This is a genomic window from Pseudomonas sp. SR18 (assembly GCF_023701505.1).
GTDB lineage: Bacteria > Pseudomonadota > Gammaproteobacteria > Pseudomonadales > Pseudomonadaceae > Aquipseudomonas > Aquipseudomonas cyclaminis.
Window position 1 is genome coordinate 44,928 of the sequence record NZ_JAMQAU010000016.1, and the last position, 14,871, is coordinate 59,798.

Annotated in this window: 14 protein-coding genes; 6 read left to right on the top strand and 8 right to left on the bottom strand. The window is 61.4% G+C overall.

What is annotated here, in order from left to right; genetic code table 11:
* Positions 1–130: 130 nt before the first annotated feature.
* Positions 131–748, top strand: coding sequence for a bifunctional phosphoserine phosphatase/homoserine phosphotransferase ThrH (thrH, locus tag NDJ82_RS21480; protein WP_099582722.1), 618 nt, complete (start codon positions 131–133; stop codon positions 746–748).
* Positions 749–865: 117 nt separating this feature from the next.
* Here the strand turns inward: thrH and NDJ82_RS21485 are convergent, their stop codons facing one another.
* From NDJ82_RS21485 to rloA, 6 genes are all read right to left on the bottom strand, one after another.
* Complete coding sequence (locus tag NDJ82_RS21485; RefSeq protein WP_099582721.1) at positions 866–1,222, bottom strand: helix-turn-helix domain-containing protein; 357 nt, start codon at positions 1,220–1,222, stop codon at positions 866–868.
* The gene (locus NDJ82_RS21490) at positions 1,222–1,503 is read right to left on the bottom strand and encodes a type II toxin-antitoxin system HigB family toxin (protein ID WP_250926255.1); all 282 of its coding nucleotides are present in this window, start codon (positions 1,501–1,503) and stop codon (positions 1,222–1,224) included. Before NDJ82_RS21490 ends, NDJ82_RS21485 begins: the two co-directional genes overlap by 1 nt.
* Before the next feature lie 23 nt (positions 1,504–1,526).
* Positions 1,527–2,870, bottom strand: coding sequence for an aminodeoxychorismate synthase component I (gene pabB, locus NDJ82_RS21495; protein ID WP_250926256.1), 1,344 nt, complete (start codon positions 2,868–2,870; stop codon positions 1,527–1,529).
* A 99-nt stretch (positions 2,871–2,969) separates the two neighbouring features.
* Entirely contained in the window at positions 2,970–3,956 is a 987-nt protein-coding gene (locus NDJ82_RS21500) for an alpha-L-glutamate ligase-like protein (RefSeq protein WP_032887562.1), read from the bottom strand.
* Entirely contained in the window at positions 3,956–5,488 is a 1,533-nt protein-coding gene (gene rloB / locus NDJ82_RS21505; RefSeq protein WP_099582719.1) for an osmotic stress tolerance membrane protein RloB, read from the bottom strand. Before rloB ends, NDJ82_RS21500 begins: the two co-directional genes overlap by 1 nt.
* A gap of 5 nt (positions 5,489–5,493) precedes the next feature.
* Positions 5,494–6,027 carry a retropepsin-like aspartic peptidase RloA gene (gene rloA, locus NDJ82_RS21510; protein WP_099582718.1) on the bottom strand — a complete coding sequence of 178 codons (534 nt, stop codon included), beginning with the start codon at positions 6,025–6,027 and terminating at the stop codon, positions 5,494–5,496.
* 272 nt (positions 6,028–6,299) lie between these two features.
* Here rloA and NDJ82_RS21515 point away from each other — a divergent pair, with 272 nt between their 5' ends.
* The 5 genes from NDJ82_RS21515 to prpF all read left to right on the top strand — a co-directional run bounded on the left by NDJ82_RS21515 (position 6,300) and on the right by prpF (position 13,060).
* On the top strand, positions 6,300–7,010 hold the full coding sequence (locus tag NDJ82_RS21515) for a GntR family transcriptional regulator (RefSeq protein WP_250926257.1): 711 nt from the start codon (positions 6,300–6,302) through the stop codon (positions 7,008–7,010).
* Positions 7,007–7,900: a methylisocitrate lyase gene (gene prpB, locus NDJ82_RS21520; RefSeq protein WP_099582716.1), complete on the top strand. Its 894-nt coding sequence runs from the start codon at positions 7,007–7,009 to the stop codon at positions 7,898–7,900. The genes NDJ82_RS21515 and prpB overlap by 4 nt, the downstream gene beginning before the upstream one ends.
* 41 nt (positions 7,901–7,941) lie before the next feature.
* Positions 7,942–9,069 carry a bifunctional 2-methylcitrate synthase/citrate synthase gene (prpC, locus tag NDJ82_RS21525; protein WP_158877468.1) on the top strand — a complete coding sequence of 376 codons (1,128 nt, stop codon included), beginning with the start codon at positions 7,942–7,944 and terminating at the stop codon, positions 9,067–9,069.
* A gap of 195 nt (positions 9,070–9,264) precedes the next feature.
* Complete coding sequence (gene acnD, locus NDJ82_RS21530) at positions 9,265–11,859, top strand: Fe/S-dependent 2-methylisocitrate dehydratase AcnD (RefSeq protein WP_191947642.1); 2,595 nt, start codon at positions 9,265–9,267, stop codon at positions 11,857–11,859.
* Positions 11,860–11,869: 10 nt separating this feature from the next.
* The gene (gene prpF / locus NDJ82_RS21535; RefSeq protein ID WP_250926258.1) at positions 11,870–13,060 is read left to right on the top strand and encodes a 2-methylaconitate cis-trans isomerase PrpF; all 1,191 of its coding nucleotides are present in this window, start codon (positions 11,870–11,872) and stop codon (positions 13,058–13,060) included.
* A 78-nt stretch (positions 13,061–13,138) separates the two neighbouring features.
* Here the strand turns inward: prpF and NDJ82_RS21540 are convergent, their stop codons facing one another.
* Together NDJ82_RS21540 and NDJ82_RS21545 are read right to left on the bottom strand one after the other, a co-directional pair.
* Positions 13,139–13,873 carry an alanyl-tRNA editing protein gene (locus NDJ82_RS21540; RefSeq protein ID WP_250926259.1) on the bottom strand — a complete coding sequence of 245 codons (735 nt, stop codon included), beginning with the start codon at positions 13,871–13,873 and terminating at the stop codon, positions 13,139–13,141.
* 2 nt (positions 13,874–13,875) lie between these two features.
* Complete coding sequence (locus NDJ82_RS21545; RefSeq protein ID WP_099582710.1) at positions 13,876–14,868, bottom strand: serine O-acetyltransferase; 993 nt, start codon at positions 14,866–14,868, stop codon at positions 13,876–13,878.
* Between the last annotated feature and the right edge of the window lie 3 nt (positions 14,869–14,871).

Below are 14,871 nucleotides of genomic sequence, written 5' to 3' on the forward strand. Positions count from 1 at the left end.
GTGGCGCTGAGCGCTCTATAGGGGAGCGATGGTATCAAAATCCGCTCTGCGTTGCGGCGGGGAGCTTGAATCGCTAGAGTTCGGCAGTCCTTTTGCTCGCTCAACCAATAACATCCAATAGGAGTGTCTTGTGGAAATTGCCTGTCTTGACCTGGAAGGGGTGCTGGTTCCGGAAATCTGGATCGCCTTCGCCGAAAAAACCGGTATTGAATCGCTGCGGGCCACCACCCGGGACATTCCCGACTACGACGTGCTGATGCAGCAACGTCTGCGTATCCTCGACGAACATGGCCTCAAGCTCGCCGACATCCAGGCCGTGATCGCCACGCTCAAGCCACTGGACGGCGCCATCGAATTCGTCAACTGGCTGCGCGAGCGTTTCCAGGTGGTGATTTTGTCCGACACCTTCTACGAATTCTCCCAGCCGCTGATGCGCCAACTGGGTTTCCCGACTCTGCTGTGCCACCGCCTGATCACCGATGAAACCGACCGCGTGGTGAGCTACCAACTGCGCCAGAAAGACCCCAAGCGCCAGTCGGTGCTGGCGTTCAAGACGCTCTACTACCGCGTGATCGCCGCCGGCGATTCCTACAACGACACCACCATGCTGGGTGAAGCGGACCGTGGGATCCTGTTCCATGCGCCGGAAAATGTGATCCGTGAGTTCCCGCAGTTTCCGGCGGTGCACACGTTTGAGGATCTGAAGAAAGAGTTCATCAAGGCGTCGAATCGGCAGTTGAGCCTGTAAGTCATTTTGTGATGCTGATGGCCCTATCGGGGGCAAGCCTCCTCCCACACTTTGATCTGTGAATACATTTCAAATCTGGGAGGGGGCTTGCCCCGATAGGCCCGGCCCCGCCATCGCTTATCCCTCTGCCAGCAACCGCTCGTAAGGAATGCTCAAGCCTTCATGCAGCCGCTTGATCATCGACAGGCTGAGCTTGCGCTTATGGTTCAACACCTCTGACACCCGTCCGCTGGTGCCGATGAATGGCTCCAGGTCGCGAGCCGTCATGCCGAGCTGCTCCATGCGAAACCGAATGGCTTCCACCGGATCAGAAGGTGGCATTGGAAAATGTTCCGCTTCGTACTTTTCAATGAGTACGGCAAGAATCTCCAGCTCGTCACCCTCTGGCGAGCCGATCTGCGCCCCCCAGAGCTGCTCCACCCGTGCGAGCGCAGCCGTCAGGTCTTCCTGGGAATGTATGGGTTTGATGTTCATTACACGGTCTCCGCATTGATCTGGTCGTACTGCGCATGGGTCCCCACGAAACGGATGAACCCAAGTTGTCGCTGATAATCGATCGCCATGATCACTCGATACTTGTTGCCGCCGACGTTGAATACAACCCTGCTGCCTTTGAGGATGCTCGCTGTCCTGAGCTCTGCCTTCAGTGCTTGTGGCGTGGGATAAGTGGTCCTCCCGTTTTGGGAGATATTGGAGGTGGTGGCGTGGAGATGCAATCTCGGAAATAATTCCTGACGAATAGGCAGTCGCTTCATGTGATCCAGGAAGCAGCTGTGTACTACAGGCTTTCCAAAGTGTGTAACAAAACCCGCACCTTCGTCAGCGACTCCTGATACTCCGCCTCCCACTCGGAATCCGCCACGATCCCACCGCCGCCCCAGCAGCACACCTGGCCGTCCTTGACCAGCAAACTGCGGATGGCAATGGAGCTGTCCATCTCGCCGCGCACGTCCAGGTACACCAGCGAACCGCAGTACAAACCGCGTCGGGTCGGTTCCAGTTCGTCGATGATCTGCATGGCGCGGATCTTCGGCGCGCCGGTGATGGAGCCGCCGGGGAAGCTGCCGGCGATCAGGTCGAGGGCGTCTTTGTCGTCGGCCAATTCGCCGATCACGCTGCTCACCAGGTGGTGCACGTTGGGGTAGCTTTCCAGGCTGAACAACTCCGGCACGCTCACCGAGCCGGTGCGGCAGGTGCGGCCGAGGTCATTGCGCAGCAGGTCGACGATCATCAGGTTTTCGGCGCGATCCTTGGGGCTGGCCAGCAGTTCGGTGGCGTGGGCAGCGTCTTCTTCAGGCGTGGCTCCGCGGGGGCGGGTGCCTTTGATTGGGCGGGTTTCGACCTGGCGTTCACTGATACGCACGAAACGCTCGGGTGACAGGCTCACTACCGCGCCGTTATTCGGCAGGCTCTGGAACCCGGAGAAGGGCGTCGGGCAGGCTTCGCGCAAGGCGCAATAGGCGACCCAGGGATCACCGCTGCACGGTGCGCGAAAACGCTGGGCGAAGTTGACCTGATAGCAGTCGCCGGCCTGGATGTAGTCCTGGATGCGTTCAATGGCCAGGCGGTAAGCCGCGACGCTGAGATCCGCTGCCATGGGGCCCTGCAATGTGAAGCGTGCAGGGGCGGCGGCAACGTCACCGCTGAACAAGGTGATCAGCCGCTGCCGTTCGCTATCGGCCAGCGCCGGGTGAAATACCAGTTGGCTGGTCTGCGCCGAGTGATCACTGATCAGTGCCCAGGCATATAGCCCGAAACGCGCATCCGGCAGGTGCAAATCATCCACGGCCAGATCGGGCAGCTGTTCCAAGTGTCGGCCAAAGTCGTAGCTCAGGTAGCCGATCAAGCCGCCGGCAAACGGCAACTCGTAGCCGTCGGGCAATCTCGCCTCACCCAGCTGTGAAAGGTTTTTCCGTAACCGCTGTAGGAAGTGACTGCCGCTTTCGTCAGGATCCACCGCTAGAGTCGCCTCAGGCCAGGCGCTGAGCAGGTCATAACGACCGCGTTCGGCCGCCGGTCGACCACTGTCGAGCAGCACCGCGCCGGGGGCATGGCGAATCGCCGCAAAGTACTCGGCGGGGTTGGCCTTATAGGGCAGCGGGTGTACGGAACAGGTCGACATGCGAGGGTGGATCAGCCAAGGCGCGGGGGAGGGGATTGTAGTCCCCCGTAGGGCTTGCTCCTAGGGGGGATGTCGGGGATAGACAGATTGAAGGCTGGATCAGCCCTCTACAGGGGGAATATGCCCAAACATTTCCTGCACGAACTTGACTCGCTCTTCCGGGGTTTCCGTCACGCCGGCGGCTTTCAGCGCTTCCAGTCGTGCTTCTACCGCGTGGGTGCGCAAGGTCAGGCCGCAGTCGTTGGCGATCTGGATGTTCAGCCCTGGCCGCGCATTCAGTTCGAGGATCAGCGGGCCTTTTTCCTGATCCAGCACCATGTCCACACCGATATAGCCCAGCCCGCACAGCTCGTAACAGCCAGCGGCCAGTTTCATGAAACCGTCCCAGTTGGGCAGTTGCACGCCATCCACCGCATTGGTGGTATCGGGGTGTTTGGTGATGATGTTGTTCAGCCAGGTGCCGCGCAGGGTCAGGCCGGTGGCCAGGTCCACACCGACGCCAATCGCGCCCTGGTGCAGGTTGGCCTTGCCGCCGGATTGGCGGGTCGGCAAGCGCAACATGGCCATCACCGGGTAGCCCATCAGCACAATGATGCGGATATCCGGCACGCCTTCGTAACTGATGCTCTTGAAGATCTGGTCGGGCACCACGCGGTACTCGATCAGCGCACGGTCGCGGTGGCCGCCCAGGGAATACAGGCCGGTGAGGATGCTGGAAATCTGATGTTCGATTTCCTCATGGCTGATGATCTTGCCGGACACCGTGCGATAGCGCCCTTCGAAACGGTCGGCTACCACGAGAATACCGTCGCCGCCCGCGCCCTGGGCCGGCTTGATCACGAAGTCGCTGCGCCCGCCGATAATTTCATCGAGCTTGTCGATTTCTTTTTCGGTCGAGATCACCCCGTACATTTCCGGCACATGGATGCCGGCAGCGATCGCCCGTTCCTTGGTGATGATCTTGTCATCCACGATCGGGTACAGGCTGCGTTTGTTGTACTTGAGCACGTAGTCGGCATTACGCCGGTTGATGCCCATGATTCCCCGCGCTTCCAGGGCTTTCCAGGTCTTCCAGAAGCCGAACATTATGAGTCAGCCTTCAAGAACGCCTTGAAACGCACCAACTCGGTCAGGCGGTAGCCGCGATAACGACCCATGGCCAGCATGAAGCCCACCAGGATCAAAAGGATCGCGGGGAAGGTGAACACGAAGTACACCAACTCGGGCACGCTCATGATCAGGTGCGCCAGGGAAGCAGCGAACAACGTACCAATCGCCACCTTGAGCGCATGGTTGGCCCCGCGCTCTTCCCAGGTGATCGACAGGCGTTCGATGGTCATGGTCAGAATCACCATCGGGAACAGCGCCACCGACAGCCCGCGTTCCAGGCCGAGTTTATGGCTGAACAGGCTGATGGCCGCGATAAGCACCACCACGAACGTCAGCACCACCGACAGTCTCGGCAGCATCTGCAACTTCAAGTGTTCCAGGTAGGACCGCAGCGACAGCCCCAGCGCCGTGATGATCGTAAACAGCACAATCCCGAAGCCCAGCTGCGTTTCGCGGAACGCCAGGGCAATCAGCACCGGCGTGAACGTGCCCAGGGTCTGCAGGCCGATCAAGTTGCGCAGGATCAGAATCACCAGCACGCCAATCGGGATCATCACCATGATCATGAAGGTCTGCTGGGTTTGCAGCGGCAGGCCATACAGCGAGTATTCGAGGAAGTTGGCGTCGGTGTTCTCGTCGGTCAGCTTGGCCAGGCGAATTGCGTTCATTTCGCTGTTGTTCAGACTGAACGTCACCATGGCCTTCTTGCCGCCGTCGACCGTGATCAGGTTTTCATCGCCGGTCCACCACAGCAGGCGGTCGGTGGGCAGGCCCTGTTCGCCGGTTTCCGGATTGAAGTACAGCCAGTCATTGCCATTGAAGCTGCGCAGCCACAGTTCCGGGGATTGCGGCTGGTCGGCGACCAGGCGGATGGTGTGGACCTTTTCCACCGGCACATGGGCTATCGACAGCAGCAACTCGACGATCTTGGCCTTGTGCGGTACGGAAGGGTCGCCCGCCAGCAGCAGCTTCACATTGTCGTCGTTGAGGTTGTTGGTGCGCTTGATGGCTTCGGTAATAAAGGTTTCGACGTCGGCCGAGTGCTGGCGGATCGGCGCCAGCAGGGCTTCGGCGGCGATTTTTTCAGGGCCTTCCACGGCAATGCTGTCGCGGAAGGTCGGGCCCTTGATCTTGGTTTTTTCGCCGCTGTAACGCTTGGTCAGCACCAGGCGGTAATACAGGGTCTGGTTGCCCTTGGCCCGGCGGGCAGACCAGGTGACCTTGCGGTTGCCGTCGGTACGGTTGACGCTCACCCCGTAGTTATTCGAGATAAAACTCTCATTGAGGCTGACAAAGTCGCGGCTCAACGGTGGCACGAACATCTGGATCTTTACCGGGTCCTTCGGGTTGGCGACGAACTCGACCTTGGCGTCGATGTTCCACAGGTCGTCGGTGGCGTCCTCGGTGACAGGAATGCCCAGCACGAAGATCTGGTAGGCGGTGACCGAAATACCCAGCACCACCAGGATGGCGATCAGGATTTTCAGGTGCAGGGTAAGAGAGCGCATTCGGTTTACTCGGCGGTATGAGCGTCGGCGGCGCAGGCGGGTTTGCCTGCTGCGTATTTAAGACTGGGGTCGACCAGCGCATCAAAGCGTTTCAATGCTTCGGAGCCGATCAGCAGCGGGTATTGGAATGCGCTGCGGTCAGTCAAGTTCACTTCGATGCTGCGTAAAGCGGTGCCCATGCAGATATCCAGGGCAATCACTGGTCGGGCGGTGTAGTTCTTGTCCTCATCGGGGTCGTAATCGCCGGCACGGCGCTTGATCTTGCTGACGCGGGCCAGGGGACGTTCGATGGGGTGGGAATGGGCGGTGTCGATCGCCAGGTAGAAACGCACCCAGGATTCGCCGTTGCGCTTGAAACGCTTGATATCGCGGGCGCTGAGGGAGGCGGTCTTGGCGCCGGTGTCCAGCTTGGCGGCGACTTCCAGGTTGATGCCAGCCAATTGGGCGTATTCGTTGAGGCCATACACGGTCTTCTCGGCGGCAACGCCAAGGCCCGGTACGAACAGTAGGCAAAACAGGGAAAAGGGCTTGAGTCTCATAGATCCTGAGGCGATGCAGTGCGATGTTCAATTCAAGGCGACTGGCATTACTGCGCAAGCTCCCTCGTGCGCCGTTTCATCCAATGATGTCAGGCAAATTCGGCGGGCATTCTAACATGATGCTTTTTTGGCGCCAGCGCTGGCAGGCGGCCATGCCTTGAGAAAGGTTAGCCGTGGTTATTAGACGATTGTCGACAATGTGGATTTATTCTTTGACTATGCAGGTCTGATTAGCTAGTTTTTGCCACATTGCTTTTAAAGGTGTCGACAATATGCTGGATCAGCTGCAAACGCCGGTGGTCGCGCAGGACGATTCCCAGACCATGTCCGAGAACGTCTTCCGGCGCATCCAGGCCGCCATCGTCAAGGGTGAGATTGCCCCCGGCAGCAAGATTTCCGAGCCTGAGCTGGCGCGCACCTACGGCATCAGCCGTGGCCCGTTGCGCGAGGCGATCCATCGCCTGGAAGGCCAGCGCCTGCTGGTCCGCGTGCCTCACGTCGGCGCTAGAGTGGTGTCCTTGAGCCACGCCGAGCTGGTCGAGCTGTATGAGATCCGCGAGTCCCTGGAAGGCATGGCCTGCCGCCTGGCCGCCGAGCGCATGACTGACGCTGAAATCGAAGACCTGCGCCAGGTGCTGCACACCCACGAACGGGATGCCGCGTTCCAGGCCGGTGTCGGCTATTACCAGCAGGAAGGCGACTTCGATTTTCATTACCGGATCATTCAAGGCGCCGGTAACCGCACCCTGACCCAAATGCTTTGCGGCGAGCTGTACCAGTTGGTGCGCATGTACCGCATCCAGTTCTCCGCCACTCCCAATCGTCCACGCCAGGCCTTTGCCGAGCACCACCGCATTCTTGATGCGATTGCCGATCGCGACGGTGAACTGGCCGAACTGCTGATGCGCCGTCATATCGGCGCGTCCAAACGCAACATTGCCCGTCACTTCCCGGACGGCGCCCCTGATAGAGGTGAGTCATGAGTTCGAATAATAAAAGCACACCCGGCCAGCGTTTCCGTGACGCGGTCGCCAGCGAACAACCGTTGCAGGTCGTCGGCGCAATCAACGCCAACCATGCGCTGCTGGCCAAGCGTGCGGGCTTCAAGGCGATTTATCTGTCGGGCGGCGGCGTTGCGGCCGGCTCCCTGGGCGTGCCTGACCTGGGCATCACTGGCCTGGACGACGTGCTCACCGACGTACGCCGCATCACCGACGTGTGTGACCTGCCGCTGCTGGTGGACGTGGACACCGGTTTCGGCTCGTCGGCGTTCAACGTGGCGCGCACCGTCAAGTCGATGATCAAGTTCGGCGCCGCTGCTATTCATATCGAAGACCAGGTCGGCGCCAAGCGCTGCGGTCATCGCCCGAACAAAGAAATCGTGTCCCAGCAGGAAATGGTCGACCGCATCAAGGCCGCCGTGGATGCGCGCACGGATGACAGCTTCGTGATCATGGCGCGCACCGACGCCCTGGCCGTCGAAGGCCTGGAGTCCGCGCTGGAGCGCGCCGCCGCCTGTATCGAGGCCGGCGCCGACATGGTGTTCCCGGAGGCCATCACCGAACTTGAGATGTACAAGCTGTTTGCCGCCCGGGTGAAAGCGCCGATCCTGGCCAACATCACTGAATTCGGTTCGACCCCGCTGTACACCACCGAACAGTTGAAATCTGCCGATGTTTCCCTGGTGCTGTACCCGCTCTCGGCCTTCCGCGCCATGAACAAGGCCGCCGAGAACGTCTACACCGCGATCCGTCGCGACGGCACCCAACAGAACGTGATCGACACCATGCAAACCCGCATGGAGCTTTACGACCGCATCGACTACCACACCTTCGAGCAGAAGCTCGACGCGCTGTTCGCCGCGAAAAAGTAACGAACGGCCTCCCTGAATAACTACAAGATTGGAGAACGAACATGGCTGAAGCAAAAGTATTGAGTGGTGCCGGCCTGCGTGGTCAGGTAGCCGGGCAGACTGCATTGTCCACCGTGGGCCAGGCCGGTGCCGGCCTGACCTATCGCGGCTACGACGTGCGTGAACTGGCCGCCGATGCACAGTTTGAAGAAGTTGCCTACCTGCTGCTGTACGGCGAACTGCCGACCCAGGCCGAACTGGCCGCCTACAGCAAAAAGCTGAGCACGCTGCGCGACCTGCCCCAGGCCCTGAAAGAAGTGCTGGAGCGCATCCCCGCCGACGCCCACCCGATGGACGTGATGCGCACCGGTTGCTCGTTCCTGGGCAATATCGAACCCGAGAAAGACTTCAGTGTGCAGCGCGATGTCACCGACCGCCTGCTCGCCGCCTTCCCGGCGATCATGTGCTACTGGTACCGCTTCAGCCACGACGGCAAGCGCATCGACTGCGTGACCGACGAGCCGAGCATCGGTGGCCACTTCCTGCACCTGCTGCACGGCAAGAAGCCGAGCGAGCTGCATGAAAAGGTCATGAACGTGTCGCTGATCCTTTACGCCGAGCACGAATTCAACGCCTCGACCTTCACCGCCCGCGTGTGTGCCTCGACCCTGTCCGACCTGTACTCCTGCGTCACCGCCGCCATCGGCTCCCTGCGTGGCCCGCTGCACGGCGGTGCCAACGAAGCGGCGATGGAAATGATCGAGCGCTTCTCCTCGGCCGAAGAGGCGGTGGAAGGCACCCTCGGCATGCTGGCGCGCAAAGACAAGATCATGGGCTTTGGCCATGCGATCTACAAAGACAACGACCCGCGCAATGAAGTGATCAAGGGCTGGGCGAAAAAGCTCGCCGATGAAGTGGGCGACACGGTGCTGTTCCCGGTCTCCGAAGCCATCGACAAGACCATGTGGGAGCAGAAGAAACTGTTCCCCAACGCCGACTTCTACCATGCCTCGGCGTACCACTTCATGGGCATCCCGACCAAGCTGTTCACGCCGATCTTCGTCTGCTCACGCCTCACCGGCTGGGCCGCGCATGTGTTCGAGCAGCGTGCCAACAACCGCATCATCCGTCCAAGCGCCGAGTACACCGGCGTAGAGCAGCGCAAGTTCGTGCCAATCGAACGTCGCTGAAGACCGGCGATTCCAGGGTTGGAATGAGCTCAAATGTGGGAGGGGGCTTGCCCCCGATAGCAGTGTGTCATTCAACACATGTATCAACTGATACACCGCCATCGGGGGCAAGCCCCCTCCCACATTTTGATTCCATTCCAGCCTCGGATCGGCGCAGGTCTTCCTTTTTGCAACTACCGTGACCGAGTCCTGACGATGAACACTGAATTCCGCAAACCGCTCCCCGGCAGCCGCCTGGATTTCTTCGATGCCCGAGCGGCCGTCGAAGCCATCACCCCCGGCGCCTACGCCACCTTGCCCTACACCTCCCGCGTACTCGCCGAGAATTTGGTGCGCCGTTGCGACCCGGCCACCCTTGACGCGTCCCTGAGCCAGTTGATCGAACGCAAGCGCGACCTCGACTTTCCCTGGTTCCCGGCCCGCGTGGTGTGCCATGACATCCTCGGCCAGACCGCCCTCGTGGACCTCGCCGGCCTGCGCGATGCCATCGCCCTGCAAGGCGGCGACCCGGCACAGGTCAACCCGGTGGTGCCGACCCAACTGATCGTCGACCACTCCCTGGCCGTCGAAGCCGGTGGTTTTGACCCCGATGCGTTCGAGAAAAACCGCGCCATCGAAGACCGTCGCAACGAAGACCGTTTCCACTTTATCGAGTGGACCAAAAAGGCCTTCAAGAACGTCGACGTGATCCCGCCGGGCAACGGCATCATGCACCAGATTAACCTGGAGAAAATGTCTCCGGTGATCCAGGTGCGCGACGGCGTGGCGTTCCCTGATACCTGCGTCGGCACCGACAGCCATACGCCCCACGTGGATGCGTTGGGTGTGATCGCCATTGGCGTTGGCGGCCTGGAAGCGGAGAGCGTGATGCTCGGCCGCGCCTCGTGGATGCGCCTGCCGGAAAGTGTCGGTGTCGAGCTGACGGGCAAGCTGCTGCCGGGCATCACCGCCACCGATATGGTGCTGGCGCTGACCGAATTCCTGCGCAAACAGAAAGTCGTCGGCGCCTGGCTGGAGTTCTTCGGCGAAGGTGCCTCAGCCCTGACCTTGGGCGACCGTGCGACCATCTCCAACATGGCCCCGGAATACGGCGCCACGGCGGCGATGTTTTATATCGACCAGCAAACCATCGCCTACCTGAAACTTACCGGCCGTGAAGACGAACAGGTTGCGCTCGTCGAGCAATACGCCCGCCACACAGGCCTGTGGGCCGATGACCTGAAAGGCGCGCGATACGAGCGCGGCCTGACCTTCGACCTGTCCAGCGTCGTGCGCAACATGGCCGGCCCGAGCAACCCTCACGCCCGTGTTGCCACCCGCGACCTGGCGGCCCAAGGCATCAGTGGGCAATGGGATGACGTGCCAGGGCAAATGCCCGATGGCGCGGTGATCATCGCCGCCATCACCAGCTGCACTAACACCAGCAACCCGCGCAACGTGATCGCCGCCGGCCTGTTGGCGCGCAATGCCAACAAACTGGGGCTCAAGCGCAAGCCGTGGGTCAAGTCCTCGTTGGCGCCCGGTTCGAAAACCGTGGCGATGTACCTGGAAGAGGCCGGCCTCGGGCATGAACTGGATCAGCTCGGTTTCGGCGTGGTGGCGTTTGCCTGCACCACCTGCAACGGCATGTCCGGCGCGCTCGACCCGGTGATCCAGCAAGAGATCATCGACCGCGACCTCTACGCCACCGCCGTGCTCTCGGGCAACCGTAACTTCGACGGGCGTATTCATCCCTACGCCAAGCAAGCGTTCCTTGCCTCGCCGCCGTTGGTGGTGGCCTACGCGATTGCCGGCACCATCCGTTTCGACATCGAGAAGGACGTGCTCGGCCTCGACGCCGACGGCAAGGAAATCCGCCTGCAGGACATCTGGCCGAGCGACGAAGAGATCGACGCCGTGGTCAAGGCTTCGGTCAAACCGGAGCAGTTCCGCGCGGTGTATATCCCCATGTTCGCCATCCACGAAGACACCGGCCCCAAAGTCGCGCCGCTGTACGACTGGCGCCCGCAAAGCACTTACATCCGTCGCCCGCCGTACTGGGAAGGCGCGCTGGCCGGGGCGCGTCCGCTCAAGGGCATGCGCCCGCTCGCGGTGCTGCCGGACAACATCACCACCGACCACCTGTCGCCGTCCAACGCGATCATGCTCGACAGCGCCGCCGGCGAATACCTCGCGAAGATGGGCCTGCCGGAAGTCGACTTCAACTCCTACGCGACTCACAGGGGCGACCACTTGACCGCGCAACGCGCAACATTCGCCAACCCGAAACTGTTCAACGAAATGGTCGTGGAAAACGGCAAGGTCAAGCAGGGCTCCCTGGCGCGCATCGAGCCCGAAGGCAAGGTTACGCGCATGTGGGAAGCCATCGAAACCTACATGGAACGCAAGCAACCGCTGATCATCATCGCCGGCGCCGACTACGGCCAGGGCTCGTCCCGCGACTGGGCGGCCAAGGGCGTGCGCCTGGCCGGTGTGGAAGCGATTGCCGCCGAAGGCTTCGAGCGCATCCACCGTACCAACCTGGTGGGCATGGGCGTGTTGCCCCTGGAGTTTTTGCCGGGCACCGACCGTCACACCTTGCACATCGACGGCAGCGAAACCTATGACGTGGTCGGCGAGCGCACCCCGCGTGCGCAACTGACCCTGGTGATCAACCGCAAAAATGGCGAACGTGTCGAAGTGCCGGTGACCTGCCGCCTGGACACCGCCGAAGAAGTGTCGATCTACGAGGCGGGCGGCGTGTTGCAACGTTTTGCCCAGGACTTCCTGGAATCGGCGGCGACGGCTTAAGAGGACGACCATGGCACACGCACCGCAAATCAAGATCCCCGCCACCTACATGCGTGGCGGCACCAGCAAGGGCGTATTTTTCAGCCTCCAGGACCTGCCCGCCTCGGCGCAGGTACCGGGCGCGGCACGCGATGCCTTGCTGCTGCGGGTGATCGGCAGCCCCGACCCCTACGACAAACAGATCGACGGCATGGGCGGCGCCACGTCGAGCACCAGTAAAAGCGTGATCCTGGCCAAAAGCACCCGCGCCGACCACGACGTGGACTACCTGTTTGGCCAGGTCTCCATCGACAAGCCCTTTGTCGACTGGAGCGGTAACTGCGGCAACCTGTCGGCGGCGGTGGGCTCGTTCGCCGTCAGCGCGGGGCTGGTCGATCCGTCCCGCGTCCCGCACAACGGCGTGGCCGTGGTGCGGGTGTGGCAGGCCAATATCGGCAAGACCATCATTGCCCACGTACCGATTACCGACGGTGCAGTGCAGGAAACCGGCGACTTCGAACTGGACGGCGTGACCTTCCCGGCCGCGGAAGTGCAGTTGGAATTCCTGGACCCGGCGGCAGAAGAAGAGGGCGGCGGTGGCTCGATGTTCCCCACCGGCAACCTGATAGACGACCTTGAAGTGCCCGGTGTCGGCACCTTCAAGGCCACGCTGATCAATGCCGGTATCCCGACGATCTTCATCAACGCCGAAGACCTCGGTTACACCGGCACCGAGCTGCAAGGCGCGATCAACGGCGACCCCAAGGCCCTGGCCATGTTCGAGACCGTGCGGGCTTATGGCGCACTGCGCATGGGCCTGATCAAACACCTGGACGAAGCCGCCCAGCGCCAGCACACGCCCAAGGTCGCGTTTGTGGCCAAACCTGCGGATTACGTGGCGTCCAGCGGCAAAGCGATCAAGGCTGGCGATGTGGACCTGCTGGTGCGCGCACTGTCCATGGGCAAGCTGCATCACGCGATGATGGGCACGGCGGCGGTGGCGATTGGCACCGCGGCGGCGATTTCCGGAACCCTGGTCAACCTCGCCGCAGGCGGCATTGAGCGTAATGCGGTGCGCTTCGGGCATCCGTCGGGCACGTTGCGCGTGGGTGCCGAAGCTACCCAAGTGAACGGCGAATGGGTGGTGAAGAAAGCCATCATGAGTCGTAGTGCACGGGTGTTGATGGAAGGCTTCGTGCGCGTACCCGGCGACGCCTTCTAAAACCCTGCACACATCCAATGGAGGAGGGGGCAAGCCCCTCCACATTTGACCTTCATTTTGCTAGCGATTGAGTCAGGCTCAAACCTGCTCAAACCGCAGGATCACCCTGCGGTTGTGCTTGCTCTTCTTCTCGATCTTCTCGCAGAACACCCGGCCGATTTCCTCGGTGTTGATCACGTGGGTGCCGCCACACGGCTGGATGTCGATCCCGGCAATTTCAATCACCCGTACCGAGCCTTGGATCACCGGCGGCGCGACCGCCTGGGTGCGGGTTATCTGCAGCAGCGTGGAATATTCCGTGGCGGCCATCGACAGGGTTTTCACCGGGTGAGCCTGTTCGATCAGCGCGTTGAGGTCGCGGGTGATGCTGTCTTTGTCGAGGGTCATTTCCGGCAGGTCGAAATCCAGGCGGCCCTTGTCGGCACTGATGCTGCAACCCGTCACCGGCGCATCGATGATCGAGCACAGCAAGTGCAGGCAGGTGTGCATTTTCATGTGCTGATAGCGCCGTTCCCAATCGAGGCCGGCATCGACCTGGACCCCCGCAGTCAACTGCTCGGGGCAGTGTTCCACCTGGTGCCAGATGATCGAACGCAGCACCGGGTCGCGTACGGTGCCGGTCACGGCCACCTGCGTCCCGTCGGGCAGGGTCAAGTGGCCGGTGTCGCCCGGCTGTCCGCCGCCGGTTGGGTAGAACAACGTGTGTTCCAGGGCAATGCCGTGTTCGCTGACGGCAATCACCCGGGCGCTGAAGGCGTTCTGGTAGGGCGCGCTGTCAAACAGCGCCAGGGTTTCCATGGTGTGCACAGACATGTTCAACCTCCGACGATCAGTGGGCTGGCTTGCAACAGGTGGCGCACCATTGCACTCAAGCCAGGGGGGGAAAGCAGGGTGATTTCAAACTCCGGACCGCAGATTTTCAGGTTCAGCGGCAGGCGTGGCAGCTGATTGCCGGCTTCAACGCGGTGCAGGCGAAACTGCAGGTGGTGACGCTCCTTCACCGTCGGTTCCAGCATCAGCCCCTGCAGAGGGTGGAAGTCGGCGTCCAGTACCGTGACCTTGTGGCTGGCATTGACCTCGCCGACCACATGCAAGCGCTCATCCAGGGCGAAGGCGCCGAGGTAGTTGCTGTGGTCCGATTCATCATTTTTTTGCAGTTGGATCTGGTTCACCACCTTGACCTTGGTCCCGGCGGGTACGTCCTGGGTGATCACGCAGGACGGGCTGATAAACACGTTGTCGCCAATCAACACATACCCCAGCACACGGGCGCCGGAGCCGACTTCGACGTTGTTGCCCAGGCGTGGATGGCGCTTGCCGTCGGGGTTGTTGGCGATGCCCCGGGCGCCGAGGGTCACGCCGCAGAGGATGTAGCAGTCGTGGCCGATCTCGCAGGTTTCACCGATCACGGTGCCGTAGCCGTGGTCCAGCACAAAGCGGCGGCCGATGCGCGCCGCCGGGTGAATCTCCGCACCGGACAGCACCTTGCCCTGATTACTGAGCTTGAGGGCGATGCGTGAAAACACGCCGTTGGTCTGGTCGGGGAAATTCCACACAAGGTGTGCAAGGCGGTAATACAGCACCGCCTTGAACGAGGCATAGGATTCCAGGATCAGCTCGCCGCGCCCGCGTGATGCCGGATCGCGGTAGGCGTAGGCGATCAGGTCTTCGGCCACCGCCTGGGCGGCGTTCTGGATCAGCGGCGCCAGGTGCGGTTCCAACTGCTTCATCTGCGCAGGCGTGAGGGTCTTGATGAGCTGGGTGAGCAACTCATCATGCAGCTGTTGCATGTCGATAAAGCCACCCATGGA